Genomic DNA, 21,862 nt, shown 5'->3' on the forward strand with positions numbered 1-21,862 from the left:
GGTAGAGAGAGATTGTATGCATAACAAGTAGAGGCATCCAGGATGGGGAGGGTCTACTTCTCTATTTTGTGGTCTGATCGTGAATCAAGATCGGTTAATGAGAGTGCTTATAAGAGCTAAAAGTGCATTGATGTCAAATGGTTTATTCATAAAGCCATCCAGATGAATCTTTCCCAGATGTTCTTTGGAGCGAGCATGAGCACTCAGCAAAATAATTGGAAGGGAGTGGCGCAGATTGCGATTTTGAATTTCCTGCACGAATGTCATACCATCCATACGAGGCATAAGCAGATCGAGCAAGATGAGATGAGGTCGAAGTCCAGACTCCATTTTTTGTAAGGCGGCCTCTCCATCCGATGCCACTTCAACAAGATAATCTTCATCTTCTAACAGGCTCTGGAGTATCTCGCGAATATCAGGATCGTCATCCACCACGAGAATAAGCTTGCCCATGGTATCCCTCCTTAATAAATAATCAAATCGTATAGAGAGTATAAATGGTTCGGTAGTTTCTGTCACGCATTGACTCCAAAAGTCCATCTGCTATTCTTATAGTAGAGGTAAAGAGTCCTGGTGGTCAAAAATTCCATGGAAGCTCAGAAGATGTTCGATTGACTTTGAACGTTTGCTGTCAGGTACTTTTTCAAGCGCTGCTGGTCATGACATAATCTTGTGTGTCAGAGCTATCCAGATAAAGAGGTTAGTATCTAAAGTTACTAGAGCTCTTCAGGGCTGGTTTTGTTGGTTGGCCTCCTGTTTGAGGTGCAGCAGATGTTGATTATCGGGTTCGAACGTCAGGGCCTGATCATAAAGTGCGATGGCCTCCTGGTAACGGCCCATTGCAGCAAAAGTCCGACCCTTGCTTGTAAGAACAACGGCGTTATACGGATAGAGACTGAGGGCTTGATTGTAGGCGGCCAGTGCTTCTGTGTAACGCTCCAGTTGATAGAGATTGATCCCCATGCCGTACCAGGCGGCCATATTCCTGGCATCGAGATGAGCGGCGCGTTCATGTGAATGTAATGCCTCTACATAGCGTTGCAGGAAGAAGAGAGCATCGCCGCGCCCATTGTGGGCGGCCACATTCTGTCCATCATGCCGTAGAATCTGATCATAAGTAGATAAAGCCTCGCGATACCGTTTTAAGCTGAGCTGTGCCTCAGCCTTCCCCTGAAGGGCATAAGAAAAATCAGGTTTAATCTGCAGAGCCCTGACAAAGATAGGGAGAGCTTCCTGAAAACGTTGCAGTTTATTCAAGAGCAGACCTTGCCGGACCAGATAGAGGGTATCCTTGGGATTGTATCTGATAGCGTGTTCGTAAGCAGTTAAAGCCTCATCTGAACGACCAAGCTCTTCACAGACGATCGCTTTTTCATAATAGGCGCGATGAGCTTCCGGCTCAAGGGTTAGAGCCTTGTCATAACATTCCAGGGCTTCGCGATAGCGTTTCAGGCTGTAGAGAGCATTCCCCTGATCGATGAGCAGAAGGACATTCTGAGGATCTTGTTTGAGTGCCTGCTCATAAAATTTGAGCGCCTCACGCGAGCGGCCAAGCAACTCCTGTTCCTGTCCTTTGCGGCGCAGCTCGGTAATCCGATTCTGTCGACGTTTGGTCTGTTGCTGCTGAGCTTTTAAGGCGGCTTTTGCCTTATTCAGACCTTGTTGAGCTTTTTCATCATGAGGGTTAAGCGCCAGAGCGGATTGAAAAGCATCACTGGCCTCCTGATAGCGTTGCAACTGGTGGAGAGCCAGCCCTTTGACGGTAAGAGCACCATGATCGCTTCTATTGACGGTTAAACCCTGGGAGAGATAGGTCACAGATTCCTCTGGACGTTGGAGCATGTAGAGGATACAACCTTTGCCTCGAAGAGCCTCCCATTGTTGATCATTCTTCTCCAAGACCTGATTGTAGAGCTCCAGCGCCTGAGCATAGTCCTGCTGATTAGCGAGCAGATTAGCTTTTCCAAGGAGAGCCCCTTCATGATCAGGCTCGATCTCTAAGAGTTGATCGTAGATAGCAAGGGCTTCGGCCCCGCGCTGGAGACGTTGCAAGATCTGAGCCTTTGTGAGTAAGGCATCACTGTGGGAGCTTTCAATCTTGAGCGCATCGTTAAAGATCGCCAGGGCTTCCTCCAGACGATCCAATTGCAGAAGACTAAAGCCCAGCCCGAGTAAGGCGGCGGCATTGGTAGGATCGAGCTGAATAGATTGCTTAAAGGCCCAGACGGCCTCTTCATAGCGTTTCAGCGCATGCAGCGTCTGACCCTGCCAGAGATAGGTATCCTCATCCTGAGAATCTAATTGAATGCTTCGCTCCAGAGCTTGTTGCGCCTCTTGATAGCGGCCCTGGCGAAAAAGGAGGATTCCAAGGCTATAATGAGCCAGCGCACTATTGGGATGATAATAGGCATGGAGTTGGCAGGATTCAAGAGCTTCAGGAAAACGTCCGAGAAGATAGAGCGTCTGAGCCTTTCCATCCAGAGCTTCGGCATTGGTAGGATCTTGCTGAAGTGCATGTTCATAAGCCTCCAGAGCAGCCGAATAGTCATCCTCAGTCAGCCAGAGAGTCGCTTGATTCAGCCATTCTTGCAAAGACTCCGTAGAGACGATCGCCTGCGTCAAAAACTCCTCATGACGGACAGTTGACGTATCGGTTGCTTGCTGTTCGCTTTGAGCAGTTGCGTGGGAGGTAGCCTTTGGAGGATCGGTATGATTATTCTTGACGGTCGTTTCAACAAACGCATCAGTCTGGAGTGCCTCAAGAAAGAGCAGCACATCCTCAAAGCGATCATTGCGATCTTTCGCTAATGCTTTTAGAAGCGCCTGCTCAACGGAGGAAGGAACCTCAGGATTCAACTGACTGGGCGGAACAGGCTGTTCGGATGTATGGAGGAAGCCCATCGAAATAAAATTATCGCTCTCAAAAGGTGGGCGTCCAGTGAGCAGTTCATAGGCAATGCAGGCCAGCGCATACTGATCGCTCTGGATACTGATCTTGCCCCGAAACTGTTCGGGGGCCATATACGTGGGTGTCCCACTAATCTGAGTGAACTTGATACTCTTTGTCGATAGCATCGACGCAATCCCGAAATCAGCCAGCAGAGCCTCACTGCTCTCAGACAGGAGAATATTCTCTGGTTTGAGATCGCGGTGAATAATCTGTTGTTGATGAACATAGTGGAGTGCTTCACTCACCTGAGTGAGCAGTTTCAAGCACCACTGCCAGGCAGGAAGGTGTTGTTGCTTCAGCCGTTGACGAAGTGACCCACCAACGGCGTAAGGCGTAATAAGATAGGGCTGCGTTTTAAAGAAGCCAAAGTCTAGCAGTGGGAGGATATGGGGATGCTTGAGCTTTTCAAGCATCTGAGCCTCACGCAAGAACTGCTCATGCTCATCGGGTGTTGAAAGAAAGAGATGAAGGAGCTTAATGGCCACAACTCGTTCGTGTAAATAATGGTGCTGGGCGCGATAGACAATACCAGCAGCACCGGCAGCGATTGGCGCGATAATGCGATAATTGTCGATGCGCTGCCCGATTAGAGGATCGGTATTCTCCAAATGCTCCCTCTCTTCTACCTGGAACAGTTTTAGTGATGGAGACTCCCCGGCATACATGCGCGGGGGCTCCTCGTCAGTTGCTTGCGTCTTCAGGATCAACGCTTTGCAGTACCATCACATTTTTATTTCAGCCCGGTGCGGTTTTTGGCGTTCATTCCCATTGGAGTTCATTATATAGGGAATAAGGGGAATGGGGCAAGAGGGGAGCACTTTCCGCTCCCACCCCCTCTTCCCACAAAGGAGAGCCAATCGTGTAGCTTTTTGGCAGCCTGCGCTTTATCCAGGGGCATTGAAGTGGTGCAGGCGATGGCCCTCAACTAAAAATCAATGAAAAGTTCAGTAATACTGAAAGCATTTCTTGACAACGTCCAACATTTCTGAGTATGATCTGACTATGCCTTTTGGCAGCAACTATGTCCTCAAAACCCATCAAATGAGTCATCAGAAGAGAATGGACCATACACGTTAAAATAGGAGTGTAGGGAGAAGGTTGGCCCCGCCTATTGCCAGGAGAACAGAGCAGTTGTAGCGTGCACCAGAGCAGGGTGCCTGATAGAAAGAAGGTTGGCCATGGCAAGGTATGTTCTCAGTCTAGATCAAGGAACGACCAGTTCGCGTGCAATCTTATTTGATCATGATGGAAAAATTGTCAGTGTTGCCCAAAAGGAATTCCCGCAGATCTATCCTGCCCCTGGTCTGGTCGAGCATGATCCCGAAGCTATCTGGTCCACTCAACTGAGTGTCGCTCAACGTGCGGTCAGCATGGTGGAGGCAAAGGCTTATGATATTGCTGCCATTGGCATTACCAACCAGCGTGAGACGGCCATCGTCTGGGACAAGACCACCGGAAAGCCCATTTTTAATGCTATTGTCTGGCAGAGCCGCCTGACGGTGCCAATCTGTGATGCCCTGACTGCCAAAGGTTTTGATAAAGAGATCCGTGAGCGCACAGGATTGGTAACAGATGCGTATTTTTCAGGCACCAAAGTCAAGTGGATTCTCGATAACGTCAAAGGGGCGCGGGAGAAGGCCGAACGTGGCGAGCTCCTCTTTGGGACCGTTGACACCTTTTTGATCTGGCGACTCACCAAAGGTCGTTCACATGTGACAGATTATTCAAATGCCTCTCGTACCTTACTCTTCAACATCTATACTAAAGATTGGGATGATGTCATCCTGAAGGAATTGAATATCCCCCGCTCAATGCTGCCGACCGTTATGCCATCGAGCTCAATCTTCGGCGAGAGCGATCCTGAGTTTTTTGGAGCTGCTCTACCGATTGCTGGTGTTGCAGGTGATCAGCAGGCCGCGACCTTTGGGCAGGCCTGCTATGAGACTGGTATGGCCAAGAATACCTATGGAACTGGAAGCTTTCTCTTGATGAATACAGGAGAGAAGGGCATCCAATCGGAGCATGGTCTTCTAACCACAATAGCCTGGGGCCTTGGCGATCCTAAGAAACCAGAGATCACCTATGCACTGGAAGGAAGTATCTTTGTCACAGGAGCGGCTGTACAGTGGTTGCGCGATGGTCTTCAGGCAATAACGAGTAGCATTGAGGTCGAGTCGCTGGCTTTATCGGTGCCAGACAACGGAGGCATCTATATGGTACCAGCTTTTGTGGGGCTGGGTGCACCCCATTGGAATCCACGAGCTCGCGGTGCCATTCTGGGCATTACCCGTGGCACCACCATGGGCCATATCGCTCGAGCGACCCTGGAAGCCATGTGCTACCAGACCAGAGATGTTGCGACAGCGATGGCGAATGATAGTAAAGTTGAAGCGACAACCTTACGCGTGGACGGCGGCGCATCGGTCAATAATCTCTTAATGCAATTCCAGGCCGATGTGTTGGGTATTCCTGTACAGCGACCAAAGATTGCCGAGACGACCGCCCTGGGTGCAGCCTATCTTGCTGGCCTTGCCGTTAACTTCTGGAAGAGTGAGAAAGAGATCTCCAGTTACTGGGCTTTGGATCGCACCTTTGAACCAAAGATTAGCGAAGATGAACGTGAGAGCCTGTATGCTGGCTGGAAGCGAGCTGTAGAACGTTCATTGGATTGGGTACAGGAGTCCTGAACTCGGCTGAGGAGCCAGCTTTTTCTTGCGCTGGCTCCTTCCTTCTCTCACCTTTTTGTAGCATCGTCCTTTTACACTCAATCATAAATAAAGTCAACGATACGTCATCTTGTTCGGATGTGTTTACTTGAAAAGGAGTGTAGCTCGTGGAAAACACAACGAGGTCCGCCTCCCCTGCATTATCAGGTACGTTAGGTGAAGCCCTGGCCGAGTTTATGGGAACCCTCATTCTGATCCTGTTTGGTGATGGGTGTGTAGCCACATTTGTTTTGTTTACCACTACGGGGACTGGTGGAGCTTCTACGCCCTTTGCGAATATATGGACCGTCATCATTTTTGGGTGGGGATTTGCCGTCATGCTGGGCATTTATGTGGCGGGAGCCGTCAGTGGAGCGCATCTTAATCCTGCGGTAACGCTGGCTCTGGCTGCACGTGGAAAATTGCCTACCAATAAGATTCTGCCCTATATGGGAGCGCAGTTACTGGGAGCGTTTGTGGCGGCAGCTATCCTTTACGCAGTGTACCAGGGAGCGATTCAGCACTATATTATTACTAAGGCTGTACGAGGAGAGCCTCTGCCAAATATTGCCCAGTCTGTAGGTGGTGTTTTTTATACGGCCCCCAGACCCTTTGTTGGTCTCTTTGGAGCCTTCTGTACAGAATTTATCGCAACCGCTTTATTAGTTGGTCTGATCTTTGCCATTACCGATGGTCGAAACCAGCCGGTGCAGGCCAACCTTAATCCCTTGATTATTGGCTTTTTAATTGCGGCCATTGGCCTCTCGTTTGGTTTGAATACCGGGTATGCGATCAATCCTGCTCGTGATTTTGGCCCACGCCTGTGGATTGCACTGGTCACTGGTGGAGCAAGCCTCACATCCTATACCTGGGTGCCGATTGTTGCGCCTCTCTTAGGAGGAGTAGCGGGTGGCTTCATCTATGACTACACTATTGGAAAAGTCCTGGATGCTCGTAGAGCAACGCAGTCTGGGGATACCATTACCCACGGTGAATCTGTTCGAGAACCTGGATCGTCTGATACACGTAGAAGATCTGTAAGGGAATCTATGGAATAGTTGGGCTTACTAAGCATTCAATGAGAAAGGATGAATGTGCGGACGAGCTCTCTTTCAATGAAAGAGGGAAGAGCTATCCGCACATTCATAGATGCTGCTATGGAAACACTATCATCTGTGGTGCGTGTACGTAATCTCTCAGAGTTAGAGAGCAAGCGTTACGACGTTCTTGTTATTGGTGGTGGAATTACAGGGGCTGGAGTGGCGCTGGATGCAGTAGTGCGCGGCTACAAAGTAGCCCTGGTTGAGAAGGCAGACTTTGCGAGTGGAACAAGTAGCAAATCCACCAAGCTCGTTCATGGCGGCATTCGTTACCTTCCGAACTTTGATTTCTCGCTGGTCCATGAAGCTCTGGTGGAGCGTGGGCTCCTGGTCCAGAATGCTAACTTCCTGGTTGAGCCATTGGAGTTTGTGCTTCCGTTCTATGAAGGGGATCGGCATCCCGTTGGCATGCCTTTTACGACTCCAGGTGGAGTTGGTCTGGGGTTTATGCTTGATATAGGGCTCTGGATGTATGATCTTATGGCTGGTAAGCGTGCTATTGGTCGCCATCGCCGCCTGAAGGTTGCGGATGTAGAGCGACTTGCTCCGATGTTATTGACACAAGGGCTCAAAGAAGGTTTCACCTATTACGATGCACAGACGCATGATGCTCGTTTGACAATGGCTATTCTGCGTACGGCAGCACAGTATGGGGCGACCATTGCCAATTATGCAGAGGTTACCTCATTTATCATGGAAGGGCCTCTTGCTCGCGGTGCTCATGTTCGCGATGCCCTGACTGGTCAGACGTATGCTGTTTATGCTCGTCATATCATTAACGCCACGGGAGTCTATTCCGACAAAGTGGAAGAGTTGACGGGCGAGGAGGCAATGGTCAAGATTGAGCCCAGTAAAGGGGTGCATCTGGTCTTTTCGCGTGAAGATCTCGCAATTGGAGACTCGGCGGTCGTTCTACCCGAGACTGATGATAAGCGTATTCTGTTTATTGTGCCCTGGGAGTCGCGCGTAGTCTTTGGAACTACAGATACCGGCACTGGCGATCTTGATCATCCGACCACCTCGGCAGAAGATATTGCCTATTTGCTGAAGTACTTGAATCGTTATCTCTCTGTCAACCTTACGGAGAAGAATATCATCAGTGCTTATGCAGGCTATCGCCCATTGGTCAAGCTTGGCAAGGGTGGTGGTTCGACGGCCAAGCTTTCTCGCACTCATGTCGTCTTACAGGGGTCTTCTGGTCTGGTGACTGTGACAGGTGGGAAGCTCACCACGTATCGCCGTATGGCGCAGGATGCGATTGATGTGATTAGTCAGCGCGATGGTGCCAAACCTGTGCATCCTACTCTTAACCTGCCTTTGCAGGGGAGCGCAGGCTGGAATCGTCTTCAGCATGATATCAATCGTCGTGGTGCCCAGGCTGGTCTTAAACCATCCATCATCAAGCATCTGGGTCATAGCTATGGTACAGAAGCCGCTGTTATCCTCAAGCTGATCGAGCAAGATCCATCGCTTGCTCAGCCATTTGTGGATGATCTGCCCTATATCCGGGCAGAGGTCCCCTATGCCTGCCAGTATGAGATGGCGATGACTCCCTACGACTTTATGGCTCGTCGCACTTCGATTATTCTGGAAGATTGGCATCAAGGGACGACATTTGTTGATGACGTTGTGGCTTTGATGGCGAAAGAACATGGTTGGTCGCCATCAGAGCAGAATGCTCAGGCGCAGAGCTATCTTGCCGTCGTTCATGGTCAGGAACTGGCCGAACGTCATTAGTTTTTGTGACTTCATCGTTGGTGGTTGCCAATAATCAAGACTTCATCCCTGCTGATGGAGTCTTGATTGTTTTGTGCTGGCTCTCTTGATAACGGTCGTGGGTGTTGGCTCGCTATGATAGCTTCAACACGATCTATTCATAGCAGTGAATATTTTGCCTGTCCATCGTTGTGATTAGAAAGAAGTTTTTTCGCTAAAAGCAAAGAAGCCCTATTTTATCGAACAACGAAGAGGTAAAACGAAACATGAGCTATTTCGATATTTTGCGCGCCCCTGATCTTGTCAACGTCCAGAGAGAGGATGGCTGGTCTGCTCTTACTCAAGCGCCCAATGAGAGTTGGCAGGCCAGTGGTCTGGAGGTGAGAATCGTGCCGCAGGGGAATGAGCGGCATATCTATCTCCAGGCACCAGATAAAGCCATTAAGAGAATCGGACTACGCTGGCAGATGGCGATCCCATCTGGCTTTACCTATTTAGGTGATCATTGGGAGCGTGGTTATGGAGATATGAGCTGGCGTTCAATGGCTGATGAGCGTATTATGCCCTGGTACTTTTTAGCCTCCAGGGATGATCATACATACGGATATGGTGTCAAAACGGGAGCGAATGCTTTTTGTTTCTGGCAGATCGATGCGCAGGGGATTAGTCTGTGGATCGACGTTCGGAATGGTGGAAACGGAGTACGGCTAGGTGGGCGCGAGCTATTGGCGGCACAGATTGTTACCCACGCAGGAGAGCAGGGCGAGAGAGCTTTTCAGGTGGCACAGGCTTTTTGTCGCCTGCTCTGCCCGAATCCCATTGTGCCCAAACAGCCAGTCTATGGCGGGAACAATTGGTATTATGCATACGGAAACAGTTCTCATCAAGAGATTCTGGATGACTCTAAATTGATTGCAGCACTGGCCCCTGAGAGCGAGAATCGCCCCTTTATGGTCATTGATGATGGCTGGCAGATAAGTAATTTCGGTCAGTTTAATGGTGGCCCCTGGCGCTTTGGGAATGCTCACTTCCCTGATATGGGCCGTTTAGCGCAAGAGATGAAGGACCTGGGGACGCGGCCAGGTATCTGGATGCGACCGTTGCTGACCTCGGAGAAACTACCAGAGTCCTGGTATCTCCCAGAGGCAGGTCGTTATGCCTATACCACCCCTGGAGTCATGCTTGATCCCAGTCAACCAGCGGTTCTTGAGCAGGTGAGACAGGATATCCAGGGTCTGGTCGATTGGGGGTATGAACTGATCAAACATGATTTTAGTACCTACGATATTTTTGGTCGGTGGGGCTTTGAAATGAAAACGCGGCTCACTGTGCCAGGGTGGTCCTTTGCTGATACAAGTAAGACCACCGCCGAAATTATCCTGGAGTTTTATCGAACCATTGCTCGGGCGGCAGGTGATGCTCTGGTGATTGGTTGTAATACGGTTGGACATCTGGCCGCAGGCATCTTTGCTATTCAACGTACAGGCGATGATACCAGTGGACGTGATTGGGAGCGGACGCGTAAGATGGGCATCAACACGCTGGCCTTCCGTATGCCGCAGCAAGGAACCTTTTTTGCCGTCGATGCCGACTGTGTTGGGCTGACACAACAGGTTCCCTGGTCCTTGAATGAGCAGTGGCTCGATCTTCTGGCGCGAAGTGGGACACCATTATTTGTCTCAGCAGCCCCGGATGCTATCGGTCCAATGCAAGAGAAGGCTTTGCGCAATGCTTTTCTGATCGCCTCTCAGCAGCGGCCTCCGATCGAGCCTCTGGACTGGCAAGAGAACACTACACCTGCCTATTGGAGCATTGATGGGGAGCACGTACAGTACAAATGGTACGCACCGGAAGGTGTTCAATATCCCTTTGAATAGCTGCTCTGATCAACGTGTGTGCCCTCTCTCACACTCACTGATGTAAGAAAATACACATCATGCACTTCCAAGTAGGGAAAGTCGCTTGTTTCTTTCCTGTGTTCGGGATCCGCTCTGTGAGCCCCTCCATAGCTCAACGGGAAACTGGAAATGGGGAAGGATGTTATGGGGGGGCTGGCATGGTGGAGCTGCACGATTTGGAAGGAGACAAGCGACCTTCCCTACTTGTATTGTTGTATCTTACTCTATTTCACACGTAAAAAGCTGTTAAGTAGGGAAAGTTGCTTGTCTCTTTCCACTGTTCCCCCTTCGCTGTGTGAGCCCCTCCATAGCTCAACGGGAAACTGGAAATGGGGAAGGATGTTATGGGGGGGCTGGCATGGTGGAGCTGCACGATTTGGAAGGAGACAAGCGACCTTCCCTACTTGTATTGTTGTATCTTACTCTATTTCGCGCGTAAAAAGCTTTCAAGTAGGGAAAGTCGCTTGTCTCTTTCCACTGTTCCCCCTCCGCTCTGTGAGCTCCTCCATAGCTCGAGTGGACAATGGACAATGGGAAAGGATGTTATGGAGGGGCTGGCATGGCGGAACGGGAAATTTAGGAAGGAGACAAGCGACCTTCCCTACTTGTATTGTTGTATCTTGCTCTATTTCACACGTAAAAAGCTGTCAAGTAGGGAAAGTAGCTTGTCTCTTTCCTGTGTTCCCCCTCCGCTGTGTGAGCGCCTCCATAGCTCGAGTGGACAATGGACAATGGGGAAGGATGTTATGGAGGGGCTGGCATGGCGGAACGGGAAATTTAGGAAGAAGACAAGCAACCTTCTCTACTGTATAGGAGGGGTCTTTGCGTGATGGGGATCCTGATACAGAGTCAGGATTCCCCACATGCTGGCCCGGGCATTAACTATGAGAGTGTTGATGCTCGTGATCATGGTCATGATCGTGTTCATGTTCTTTGCACTCATGATAGCTTCTGCGGAAGCCTTTATCGTAGCCATCGCCATAGCCACGTTCGTACTTGCTTTCTTTAAAGTGCTTATGCTTATGGCCCTCTTCGCCCTTCTTCATATGACAATATTCCCATCCATCGTGGTAGCCTTCCCGGTACCCATCCCGATAGCCTTCCCGATATTTCTCCTCATCCTCGTTGTTGGCAATTGAATGCGTCTGTTGGATTGCGAGAGAGTGCGTTGTCGCTGATGAGCTATGTGTGGTTGCACTGGCATGAGCAGTCGTAGTCACAGTCACAACAGTGAGGGCACACCAGAGAGCAAGACCCAGTACTTTGAGATAGAAATGGTGGCGCATAAGCGTTCCTTTCTTGCTACCTGAATAGCAAGCTCGACAAGACCACATCTTTAGAATGCTCTAGCTTGTTTACTGAACGCCGGCAGTTCAGCCGCAAGATAAGCGAAGCTTTTCGTTGCGTATGCACTGAAGTCTTACCATAGGGATAAGAGGGATGTCAATTGGAGCCTCTCTCCCATTCCTCTCGGATACAGGTCGAAGTCTCTGAAAGGGATGCAGAGCATAAAGCTCTGCATATTCCTGTGGTGAAAGATTTGCAATTTGTTATATTTAATCTGATAATGCCCCGTATGAAATTATCGAAGGATGAGTGGCAGGAAAGTGATCACAAGCATAAACACAACAAAGAGAAAGATCAGTAGTCTGGCCTGTGGATGTCCAAAGTTGAGAGTCCAGCCGATGCCAAAGCGTTTGGGAACCATAAGTGAAGGGTCATCTGGATTAACATAGAAGAGCCCGGCCTGCCAATAGCGATCATCATCGCGCAAGACATAGCCATTATTGGCGACATGGGGCAGATTGCGTGTACGCTGTGCTGCAACCGTTGCCGCAATGGCAATGAGCAAGATAGGGCAGAGCGTTATAAGGAATATCAGCAGGGTTATCAGCGTATTGGCGGGCAGCAACTGCCAGGTCATGAATGCAGCAATCAGGAGGCCAGCATTAACAAAGCCACCAGTCAGGAGGAGAACTGCGCTCCAGAGCTGGCCTTGATCCTGTTGGCGAGCCTTATCGGCCACAGGGTTGATAGGATTAAGCGCCTGACGCGAACCTGGAATGAACCAGGCAACCAGGGCAAAAAAGCTTGTTAACACCGTTGCGAGGAGCGGAAGATAGAAGGCTCCGGGCCATTTCGGTGTCCAGGCATTAGCCTCTCCAGCAGCGTTAAAATGCGTTGGAATAGTTGCGGGTAGCTCAGGATAGCGTGCTATGCCTATGCTAAACATGAGCAATAAAAGCACCAGAGAAGGGAGTAGCCAGAGCCAGAAGTATGGCCGCTGAACATGTGGCTCAGTATCTGCTACCACTGCTTGACGGAGGCCCGCATACCAATTCTCCTGCGCTTTTACCAGTGCCAGACGGCGATGAGCCCGATAATAATTGAAGCTCGATAAAGCTACCAGCACCAGAATGCTACCAGTGCCAATCCAGAAGAATGATGTAAAGATTCCAACTAAAGTGCTCAAGAGTGCAAGCAGCACGGCGCTGATGAGGAGACCGCGCCGATACATGCTGTGTGTGGCATAAATGGCTGGATCTTGTTCTCGTTCTGGTGGAACCCGTACACCGAAAGGAAGATCGGTAGGCATCCAGGATGGCATAAGCCAGAACAGAACGAGAATGAGACAGAACAACAGAATAGGTAGAACATATTCGATAACCATCGTATTACTCATCCTTCTCAAAGACGTGCGTCCCGTATGCACGTTGCTTAACTAGCTCTGCGAGAAGTGTGCGGCATCGCTCCATGATGTCTGCGGACGGAATCTGGTGTGCAACAGCCTCAGCCAGCAAGTTGCTCAGATTGTCGTCCCAAGCTTCGGGCAGGGTGGGCTGAATCTTAATCACAGCCCCTATCTTTGGTTTTAGTTCGATCAAGCCCTCTTGTTGTAAGAGCTCATAGGCTTTATTCACTGTATGAAGATTAATGCCGAAATCGGCGGCCAATTGTCGAATTGGAGGTAAATTACTTCCAGCCTGCAATTGACCAGAGGCAATTCCTCGGACAATCTGATCGCGAATCTGTTGGTAGAGCGGTTTTGCGCTATCCATTTCGATCAGTAAGAGCATTGATGATCCTTTCTTCCAGCCTCTTTGTTCTACTTTGAATATAACACAGAGATCGCTAATTTGCAATATGTTATATTGCTAAAGCAACCATCTACCAGGGCAATGTTTCTGTTTGAAAAGGTCATCTGTGATTGAGCACAGTAGATTCCCCTACTATCTTTGCCCGGCAGCTATTGGTGCGTCGTAAAGAGGCAGGCTGCTGTGCAGAGATAATAGGGGGATCTGGTCCAGAAACACCCTTATGAGAGGTGAGTATGCGAAATGATCAGTCCTGATTTTCTGGTATGGGTAGTGGCATCGTCAACCAGTCTGGTGAAGAGATAGTTGAATGGGATCGTGCTCTCTGTTCCTCGGACCGGCCAGGATATGGAAGAGGCGTTGTTATATAAGGTGACTGAACGGGCTGTTGACCATAAGCGGCCAGATGTGCCGTTGAATACCCATGTCCCGAGATCTGGGCATGTGAATGGCTTGTGGGCTGACCAGGCTGTCCATGTGCGGAAGGGGAGCCCTGAGTCGGTATGCGCGTTCCTGAAGCAGGATACTGATAGGCTGGTATCTGCTGAGATGTGGTATAGCCATGATTGGATGAATATGCCTGCTGTCCCCCAGTTAAAGGGCCAGTGGTGCCAGGAGATGAAAGAGGCCCACTGGTGGGTTGACGGAGCTGCTGGACCATCTCTTCAAGACGTTGATTTGTGGCTTGATGAACGCTCTCAACCTTATCGGTGCGAGGCAACGCCTCTTGTGTTGAGCGAGGTTGGATATAATTACCCACGAGCTCAATAATGAGAGGATCAAGAAGCGGACTATTACTTTTGCCAATCAGGAATGGCTGTTGTTGTGCTTTCGCTTTGCGAGCAAGGGAGGTTAAACGGAGCACCTCGTGATGCGTAACGCTCAAAGCATATTCCAATTGATTGGCTCGTTGAAGGCGTGGGCCCATTTTCTGCCACTCTATCTCCGCCTGTTGTGCCTGTTGAAAGCGTACTAACAGCGTATTAAACGAGACTGCAAGGCTGCGAAGTTGAGCATTATAAGAGAGTGGAGCTCGAACCGAGAGATCACTTGTAACTGCTCGATGAAAGAGATCTACCAGTTGTTGTAGACCCCCTTCAAGTTGCCGTTTCTCTTCATTGATAACATGGTACTGCTTTACCAATTCCTGTTGAAGCGAAGCAACATCCTCCGCGTGCCTGGCGCGAGCCCGGGCACGTTTCAGACTCTGGACCCAGAAATAGCCAACGCAAGCCACCACGATCTGGAGCAGAATCGGGCGAGCATAAATCTCCACCCGTGACAGAAGTGGGATCATAGTCAGATTGGCGGCCGAATGTTGTAGCGTCAGATCTGCGGCAATAAAGGCACTATTGAGCGCAGCGATAGTGAAAATACTGGAGAGCGGCAATAGTACAAGAGCAGCCAGCTCGCTTAAGATCAGAAGATCATAGATCCCCAATGCGGAGCCTGTCAGATCTCCAGACAAGAGGAGGCTTCCAGCAATGAGTAACTCAATTCCAGTCACCACAAGAATACCAGCCGTTGTTGTGTTGCCGCGCTGATTAAAGATCAGGCCGATACAAAGGCTGGCCAATTGCAGGCTGAATAATGGTAGCAGGTAATATTGTTGTAAGAGGGCACAGCTTGCTCCAAGCACGATAGTCAGAATGGCCAGCAGCAGAATCACAACGCTTGTGTGGCGGCTCTGGCGCAAGCGCTCTTGTTGGGCGCGATCTGGATCGGGTAATGAGATAGCAGGAGTGGTCAAGGCATACCATCGTTCACGAAGATTTTTTTGTTTATTGGTCGATAGATGCTGGAGAGCTTGTGGTGGCCAGGGATCGTGTTTACCGCCATCTTCGTCAGTAGGCCCAAAGGAAAACTTATTCATCTAATTCACTCCCACATTCCAGTGAAGGCGCACAACGTGTTTGAACTGTCTACTACCACTACTTTTACATTCCCCTCTCTGCTGATTGCTCTATTTGAAAAATAGTATGTTCTGGTAATGTAATCGCAGCAGTATATATCCACCTCATACTAATACATTATTTGAAAATTGTCGAGTGTATCTATGAGCTCTCTCAAATTTGTGAGTATTTTCTTGTAGACATTAGGAAGCATGCAAGATCTTTGTATGAGATCTTTGTATAGGAGAGTTCTGGCTGATATGGTATAGTTTTGTAAGGTCAACAGTTCTCCGAAGTGGAGATCTTCTTCCTCTGCTGTGGATGGAATGAACAGGAAGAAGAGCGGAGAAATAGTTCAACGAGGTAAACAACGTGAGTCTTTTCGACAAAGATACGCTGGAGACTGAGGTCAGTGCTTCGGCGGTATCACCTCCTGTGACGGAGCCGGTAGTAGCCACTCATGACCCCTATTTTGCATTACGTTTTCGTGATTTTCGTCTGTTAATTAGTGGAAACTTTATCTCTTCGATAGGTACAAGGATGTTGGAGGTAGCATTGGGGTGGGACCTCTACGAGCGTACGGGGTCAGCTCTTGTGCTAGGAGGCATTGGCCTTGTCTTAGTTATTCCAGTATTTCTCTTTTCGCTCCCTGCTGGTCATGTAGCTGATCGATATAATCGTAAACGAATTATTCAATGTGGTCAATTACTATCAGTTCTTGCTATTCTGGGCCTGGCCTTGCTCGCATATGGTCATGGTTCGATCTTTTTAATGTATGGTTGTCTCTTCTTAATGGGAGTTGCAAATGCCTTTGATGGTCCAGCTAGCTCAGCGTTGACATCACAGATCATTCCAGAAGAGGCATTTGAGAATGCATCTACCTGGAGTAGTAGTTCCTGGCAATTGGCCTCAGTGATGGGTCCTGGTCTAGGTGGAATTATTATCGCTCTTTTTCATAGTGCGGGTCTGGTCTATATTATAGACACAATAGCGGCCTTATTCTTTCTGATTTTGATCAGCCTCTTGCAGATGAGATATCAACATAAGGTAGTGCCGAAGAGCGAGGGGACGACCTGGCAGTCAATCGTCGAAGGTCTAAGCTTTTTGCGCAAGACCCGGGTGATTCTTGCGGCCATTACACTGGATATGTTTGCCGTTCTGCTAGGTGGGGCGACTACATTGTTGCCAATCTATGCTAAAGATATTCTGCATGTGGGGCCGACCGGGCTGGGGTTGCTACGAGCTGCGCCTTCGGTAGGAGCGGTCTGCGTGGCTTTGTTACTGGCGCATCGACCACCATTTAAGCATGCTGGACGTACTTTGTTGCTGTCGGTGGCAGGTTTTGGCATTGCAACCATTATCTTTGGTTTCTCGCAATGGTTCTGGCTCTCAATCGCGATGCTGTTCTGTCTTGGTGGTCTGGATAACATCAGCGTAGTCATTCGTGGAACCTTATTGCTCATGAGAACACCAGATGAGATGCGTGGCCGCGTCTCAGCTGTCAATTCACTCTTTATTGGAGCCTCCAATGAACTGGGTGGCTTTGAATCGGGTCTGACAGCTCAGCTCTTAGGTCCGATGTTTTCAGTGGTTGGTGGAGGAATTGGTACGATCATCGTTGTCCTTGCTGTCGCATTGCTCTGGCCAGAGATGCGCCGCCTGGGCACGTTACGTCAAGAGAAACCAGAGGCTATAGCGCCGGTAGAATGAACCATCCAGCCGACGCTTATACATCATTTTTGTGAGAATGCTGTCATCGCTAGAGTGCGTTGGCAGCATTCTCACTATTTGTTACAGCACACGTTCCAAGTGAGTATGCAGCTGCATCTTCAATAGCTGCCCAGAAGATATCTGGAATCTCGGTGAAAGATGGCATAAACGAGCGATAGGCGCTCCCTGCGATCGAGCCAATAGCTGCGCCCAGAGCACCCCGGACCGCTCCAATGACTGGTGATTGATGTGCCCGCTGGCAGAGAAAAGCGCCAGCGATTGCCCCTATTATCAATCGGCCAACCAGTGGCCCGGTTTTGAGTCTGCTGGGAGTAGTGGGGAGTTTATCGCCAATCACTTCACCGATGGCCAGGACCATCGTCAATGTTTTCAATCTGGGATTTGGGAGTTTCTCTTCAGAGCGAGCCAGCAATGCCAGAGGCAGCATTGATCGCAGACCTGTGGTCAGACCAAGAAGAGATGCTTTGCGATACACATCGAGCCCTGCCTCATTCTGTGGGTTCAGCAGACGATCAACAGTCTCGCTTAACGTAGTATTTGTCATATCTCTGTAGAGAGCAGTCATAAATTCTTTCACCTTTCTGCTTTGGCCTGTCTTTTGTTGTAGTGGCCGTAGAAGCGTCGTATGTTTTTTCCACAATAGAGAGCATTCAGGTGAGCCTCTCCATCCCGTCCTACATTTTTTGCAGAACACACTTTCCTTCTGTTTATATCACGCGATGCCAGGACAAAAAGTTGAGCATCTGGCTTTATTCAAAGCCATGGCTATCATTTGTAGTCTGCTATGCATTGCGTCCCACGTCCAATAGAGCTGCAGCCAATCTTTTCAAGTGATTTTCTTGTATCTACTAATTCTTAATGCGTAATATAGATGATTATTTTTAAATAATTTTCTATATCTACTTATTCATGGCATGTATATAATTTTGAGTGTAGCCGCATAAATGGCAAAATATGATACTCTATTTTTTGCCTGTGCCAGGCTCTCTAAAATACCAGTATGTAGAAAGTTTGGAGAAAGAATGAAGATGTGGAAGATTAAAGATAGCCGGAGCAAGGCATCTCGATCTGGTCCAGTGCTTAGAGTGATCTTAATCTGTTTGATCCTTTTTGGAAGTGCGCTAACACTTTTTGCTGGTAAGGCGGCTATTGCTGCTCGTGGAGTAACGAATCCTCCATTTACCCATGCAGCATCAATGGTGAAAAAGGTTCAGTCTTCACCCGAGATGACTATCTCTACAAAAGGCTTAAGCCCATCTGTAAAAGCAGCGAGTACGAAAGAGAAGGGAACGAAGAAAAGCTCACAGGTACTCTCAACTGTTCTTGATAATTTCATTAGCCTTACGGTTGCCAAGTCACCGGTTTCACCGGCGAGTGCATCCACCCCAGCCAATGTGAACGCGCAGGTACAGCAGAGGGTTGCCCTGAGCGGCTCTATTGTGGGTTTACTTCCGACGGCATTACTGAGCGTGCCATCATTACTGACGTTCAACGTTGTCGATTCGACGACAGGATATACAAATGTGCATCTGGATGCTGCCTCGTCATCGTCTGGCTGGATATTGTCTGGTTCGACAACCCCTGATCAAAATGGGAATGGGACAGCCACATTCACCTATACAACGAGCCTTCTCGCACTGTTAAATGGACATGTTCCTTCACTTCTCACTCCAGTAACCCTAAGTTTTCCAACCTTCCTGGTGGATAGCACTATTCTTGGTTGTCCTGCCAGTGCTTCGGATACTGCTCTGGCGAACCTGACATTGAATATTCCTCTGAATATTCCGCCGATCGTGAATCAGATTGTGCTCTTGCAATCCAATAAGCCCGGAACTATTACTCAGACTGTTGATCAAACATCATGTTCAGCGACGCCAACAGCAACGGCAACGGAGATTGTGACGGCCACAGCAACGGAGCTGCCAAGTCCAACAGCCACGGCCACGGCAACAGCCACGGAACCTCCGCTTTTACCAACGTTGGATAATCTCGTTCGACTGTCAATTGCAAAATCACCGGTTTCGCCAGCGAGCGCAACCACGCCAGCTAATGTGAATGCGCAAGTACAACAGCAAATTGCATTAAGCGGCTCCATTGTGGGCACTCTTCCAGTTGCATTACTGAGCGTGCCGTCACTGCTGACGTTCAATGTTGTCGATGCGACCACAGGATATACAAATGTGCATCTGGATGCGGCCTCATCAGCATCGGGCTGGGCGCTGACGGGTTCGACAACCCCTGATCAAAATGGGAATGGGACAGCCACATTCACCTATACAACGAGCCTTCTCGCACTGCTAAATGGGCATGTCCCTTCCCTTCTCACCCCAGTAACGCTAAGTTTTCCAACCTTCCTGGTAGATAGCACAATTCTTGGGTGTTCTGCCAGTGCTTCGGATACTGCTCTGGCGAACCTGACATTGAATATTCCGCTGAATATTCCACCGATCGTGAATCAGATTGTGCTCTTACAATCCAATACGCCCGGAACTATTACTCAGACTGTTGATCAAACATCATGTCCCTCAACGCCAACAGCGACGGCCACAGCGACAGCGACAGCAACAGCGACAGCCACGGCAACGGCAACGGCCACAGCAACAGCCACGGCCACGGCCACGGCAACGGCAACGGCAACAGCAACAGCCACGGCAACGGCGACAGCCACGGCAACGGCGACAGCCACGCCAACAGCGACAGCCACGCCAACAGCGACAGCCACGGCAACGGCAACAGCCACTGCCACGGAGCCTCCGCTTTTACCGACGCTGGATAATCTTATTCGACTTTCAGTTACTAAGTCACCGGTTTCGCCAGCGAGCGCAACCACGCCAGCTAATGTGAATGCGCAAGTACAACAGCAAATTGCCTTGAGCGGCTCCATTGTGGGCATTCTTCCGGCAGCATTACTGAGCTTGCCGTCACTGCTGACGTTTAATGTTATCGATGCGACCACAGGATATACGAATGTACATCTGGATGCTGCCTCGTCATCGTCTGGCTGGGCGCTGACGGGTTCCACAACTCCCGACCAAAACGGCAATGGGACGGCCACGTTCACCTATACAACGAGCCTTCTCTCATTATTGGATGGACGGATTCCTTCAGCCGAGAGCCCGGTAACAATTAATTTTCCAACTTTCCTGGTGGATGGCACTATTCTTGATTGTCCCAGTAGCGTTTCGGATACCGCTCTGGCGAACCTGACATTGAATATTCCGCTGAATATTCCGCCGATCGTAAATCAGATTGTGCTTTTGCAATCCAATACGCCCGGAACAATCCATCAGGCTGTTGATCAAACATCATGTCCTTCAACGCCGACACCGACGCCATACCCAACACCAACGCCATACCCAACACCAACGCCGTCACCGACGCCGTCGCCAACGCCAACACCGACGCCGTCGCCAACGCCGTCGCCAACGCCAACACCGACGCCGTCGCCAACGCCAACACCAACGCCGTCGCCAACACCAACGCCAACGCCGACGCCGTCCCCGACGCCAACGCCAACACCGACGCCGTCGCCAACACCAACGCCAACGCCGACGCCGTCCCCGACGCCAACACCAACACCAACACCGACGCCGTCGCCAACACCAACACCGACGCCAACGCCGTCGCCAACACCAACGCCAACACCGACGCCAACACCGACGCCGTCCCCAACGCCAACACCGACGCCAACACCGACGCCGTCCCCAACGCCGACGCCGACACCGACACCGACGCCGACACCGACACCGACGCCGACGCCGACACCGACACCGTCCCCAACACCAACGCCGTATGGTACGCCAACGCCGTCACCAACACCGTATGGTACGCCAACGCCAACACCGTATGGTACGCCGACAGCAACACCGTATGGTACGCCAACACCAACACCGTATGGTACGCCGACAGCAACACCGTATGGTACGCCAACGCCAACACCGTATGGTACGCCGACAGCAACACCGTATAGTACACCAACAGCGACGCCGTATAGCACACCGACAGACCCTGATCTAACGATTTCTAAGGTAAATCAGGGTGGTGAAAATTTCCAGATAGGACAGCAGGTTACCTATGTTCTTCGTGTTGCTAACTCACAAGATGCGGCTGCTGTAGTGCAGTTTAATTCTATCACTGTGTCAGATGTTATTCCTGTGGGTGAAAAAGATTTGAATGCTTACGGGTCCGACTGGGATATTCACTTTAGTTCAACTGTAAGCCCGGCAGTGATTACTGCCACATATGTGGGGACATATCCAGTAAATGCTGGTGAGGCCTTACCTCCAATCATAATCACAGCGACCTTGACCAATGATGCTGTGCCTAGTGTTACAGATGTAGCAGTAGTGAGTACTCCGGGCAATCTTGATACGAATAATATTGCTATTGATACCGTTTTTGTTGAAAATAACAACAACAATCACAGCAATAGCAATGATCATAACCAGAACAACCAGAACAACAACCACCAGAACAACAACCATCAGAACAACCAGAACAACAACAATAACAACAATAACAACAATAACAACAACAGCAACAATAGTTCTCCAGGGTTGCCATTTACGGGTAGCGACCCTGATCAAGAGATAAACATTTTAGCTTATCTCTAGTCTGGGTAGTGTTATATTGCAGGTAAGAGTTGCTTGTTTTGAGCCTTAGGCCTGATGGTGTCGTTTGACCCTGGCTTGAAAGTGAGCTTTTATTGAAAGAGTGGAGTGGCTACAGAGAAGTTGTCACTCCACTCACCTTTTGGAATGATGGGTTTTGTCTTC

13 protein-coding genes are annotated in these 21,862 nt (G+C 49.7%); 6 read left to right on the top strand and 7 right to left on the bottom strand.

Annotated features, from left to right (window positions below):
• Positions 1-84 precede the first annotated feature (84 nt).
• Complete coding sequence (locus EL628_RS06900; RefSeq protein ID WP_161975317.1) at positions 85-453, bottom strand: response regulator; 369 nt, start codon at positions 451-453, stop codon at positions 85-87.
• Between the two features lie 273 nt (positions 454-726).
• Positions 727-3,558: a serine/threonine-protein kinase gene (locus EL628_RS06905; RefSeq protein ID WP_161975318.1), complete on the bottom strand. Its 2,832-nt coding sequence runs from the start codon at positions 3,556-3,558 to the stop codon at positions 727-729.
• 570 nt (positions 3,559-4,128) lie between these two features.
• Here EL628_RS06905 and glpK point away from each other — a divergent pair.
• The 4 genes from glpK to EL628_RS06925 all read left to right on the top strand — a co-directional run bounded on the left by glpK (position 4,129) and on the right by EL628_RS06925 (position 10,348).
• Positions 4,129-5,637: a glycerol kinase GlpK gene (gene glpK, locus EL628_RS06910; RefSeq protein ID WP_126579234.1), complete on the top strand. Its 1,509-nt coding sequence runs from the start codon at positions 4,129-4,131 to the stop codon at positions 5,635-5,637.
• A 146-nt stretch (positions 5,638-5,783) separates the two neighbouring features.
• The gene (locus tag EL628_RS06915) at positions 5,784-6,713 is read left to right on the top strand and encodes an MIP/aquaporin family protein (protein WP_126579235.1); all 930 of its coding nucleotides are present in this window, start codon (positions 5,784-5,786) and stop codon (positions 6,711-6,713) included.
• A gap of 99 nt (positions 6,714-6,812) precedes the next feature.
• Complete coding sequence (locus tag EL628_RS06920; protein ID WP_161975319.1) at positions 6,813-8,492, top strand: glycerol-3-phosphate dehydrogenase/oxidase; 1,680 nt, start codon at positions 6,813-6,815, stop codon at positions 8,490-8,492.
• 245 nt (positions 8,493-8,737) lie between these two features.
• Positions 8,738-10,348 carry an alpha-amylase family protein gene (locus EL628_RS06925; protein ID WP_218028879.1) on the top strand — a complete coding sequence of 537 codons (1,611 nt, stop codon included), beginning with the start codon at positions 8,738-8,740 and terminating at the stop codon, positions 10,346-10,348.
• Between the two features lie 899 nt (positions 10,349-11,247).
• Here EL628_RS06925 and EL628_RS06930 read toward each other — a convergent pair.
• From EL628_RS06930 to EL628_RS06945, 4 genes are all read right to left on the bottom strand, one after another.
• The gene (locus EL628_RS06930; RefSeq protein ID WP_126579237.1) at positions 11,248-11,655 is read right to left on the bottom strand and encodes a hypothetical protein; all 408 of its coding nucleotides are present in this window, start codon (positions 11,653-11,655) and stop codon (positions 11,248-11,250) included.
• Between the two features lie 296 nt (positions 11,656-11,951).
• On the bottom strand, positions 11,952-13,040 hold the full coding sequence (locus EL628_RS06935; protein ID WP_161975320.1) for a DUF1648 domain-containing protein: 1,089 nt from the start codon (positions 13,038-13,040) through the stop codon (positions 11,952-11,954).
• Between the two features lie 4 nt (positions 13,041-13,044).
• Complete coding sequence (locus tag EL628_RS06940) at positions 13,045-13,446, bottom strand: GntR family transcriptional regulator (RefSeq protein WP_126579239.1); 402 nt, start codon at positions 13,444-13,446, stop codon at positions 13,045-13,047.
• A 265-nt stretch (positions 13,447-13,711) separates the two neighbouring features.
• Complete coding sequence (locus EL628_RS06945; protein ID WP_126579240.1) at positions 13,712-15,337, bottom strand: hypothetical protein; 1,626 nt, start codon at positions 15,335-15,337, stop codon at positions 13,712-13,714.
• Between the two features lie 391 nt (positions 15,338-15,728).
• On the opposite strand from EL628_RS06945, the gene EL628_RS06950 reads away from it, so the two are divergent.
• A complete protein-coding gene (locus EL628_RS06950; protein WP_245994018.1) occupies positions 15,729-17,066 on the top strand; it encodes an MFS transporter in 1,338 nt (445 codons plus the stop codon).
• A 49-nt stretch (positions 17,067-17,115) separates the two neighbouring features.
• Here the strand turns inward: EL628_RS06950 and EL628_RS06955 are convergent, their stop codons facing one another.
• Positions 17,116-17,652: a hypothetical protein gene (locus EL628_RS06955; RefSeq protein WP_126579241.1), complete on the bottom strand. Its 537-nt coding sequence runs from the start codon at positions 17,650-17,652 to the stop codon at positions 17,116-17,118.
• Positions 17,653-18,115: 463 nt separating this feature from the next.
• On the opposite strand from EL628_RS06955, the gene EL628_RS30275 reads away from it, so the two are divergent.
• Entirely contained in the window at positions 18,116-21,700 is a 3,585-nt protein-coding gene (locus EL628_RS30275; protein WP_176589862.1) for a hypothetical protein, read from the top strand.
• Positions 21,701-21,862 lie beyond the last annotated feature (162 nt).

The organism is Tengunoibacter tsumagoiensis, from assembly GCF_003967535.1.
In the GTDB taxonomy this organism is placed as follows: domain Bacteria; phylum Chloroflexota; class Ktedonobacteria; order Ktedonobacterales; family Ktedonobacteraceae; genus Tengunoibacter; species Tengunoibacter tsumagoiensis.

Bases quoted from the DNA above. Each gene is read 5' to 3' on its own strand.
- EL628_RS06900 (WP_161975317.1), bottom strand. From the start codon at position 453: ATGGGCAAGCTTATTCTCGTGGTGGATGACGATCCTGATATTCGCGAG.
- glpK (WP_126579234.1), top strand. From the start codon at position 4,129: ATGGCAAGGTATGTTCTCAGTCTAGATCAAGGAACGACCAGTTCGCGT.
- EL628_RS06920 (WP_161975319.1), top strand. From the start codon at position 6,813: ATGGAAACACTATCATCTGTGGTGCGTGTACGTAATCTCTCAGAGTTA.
- EL628_RS06925 (WP_218028879.1), top strand. From the start codon at position 8,738: ATGAGCTATTTCGATATTTTGCGCGCCCCTGATCTTGTCAACGTCCAG.
- EL628_RS06930 (WP_126579237.1), bottom strand. From the start codon at position 11,655: ATGCGCCACCATTTCTATCTCAAAGTACTGGGTCTTGCTCTCTGGTGT.
- EL628_RS06935 (WP_161975320.1), bottom strand. From the start codon at position 13,040: ATGGTTATCGAATATGTTCTACCTATTCTGTTGTTCTGTCTCATTCTC.
- EL628_RS06940 (WP_126579239.1), bottom strand. From the start codon at position 13,446: ATGCTCTTACTGATCGAAATGGATAGCGCAAAACCGCTCTACCAACAG.
- EL628_RS06945 (WP_126579240.1), bottom strand. From the start codon at position 15,337: ATGAATAAGTTTTCCTTTGGGCCTACTGACGAAGATGGCGGTAAACAC.
- EL628_RS06955 (WP_126579241.1), bottom strand. From the start codon at position 17,652: ATGACTGCTCTCTACAGAGATATGACAAATACTACGTTAAGCGAGACT.
- EL628_RS30275 (WP_176589862.1), top strand. From the start codon at position 18,116: ATGTGGAAGATTAAAGATAGCCGGAGCAAGGCATCTCGATCTGGTCCA.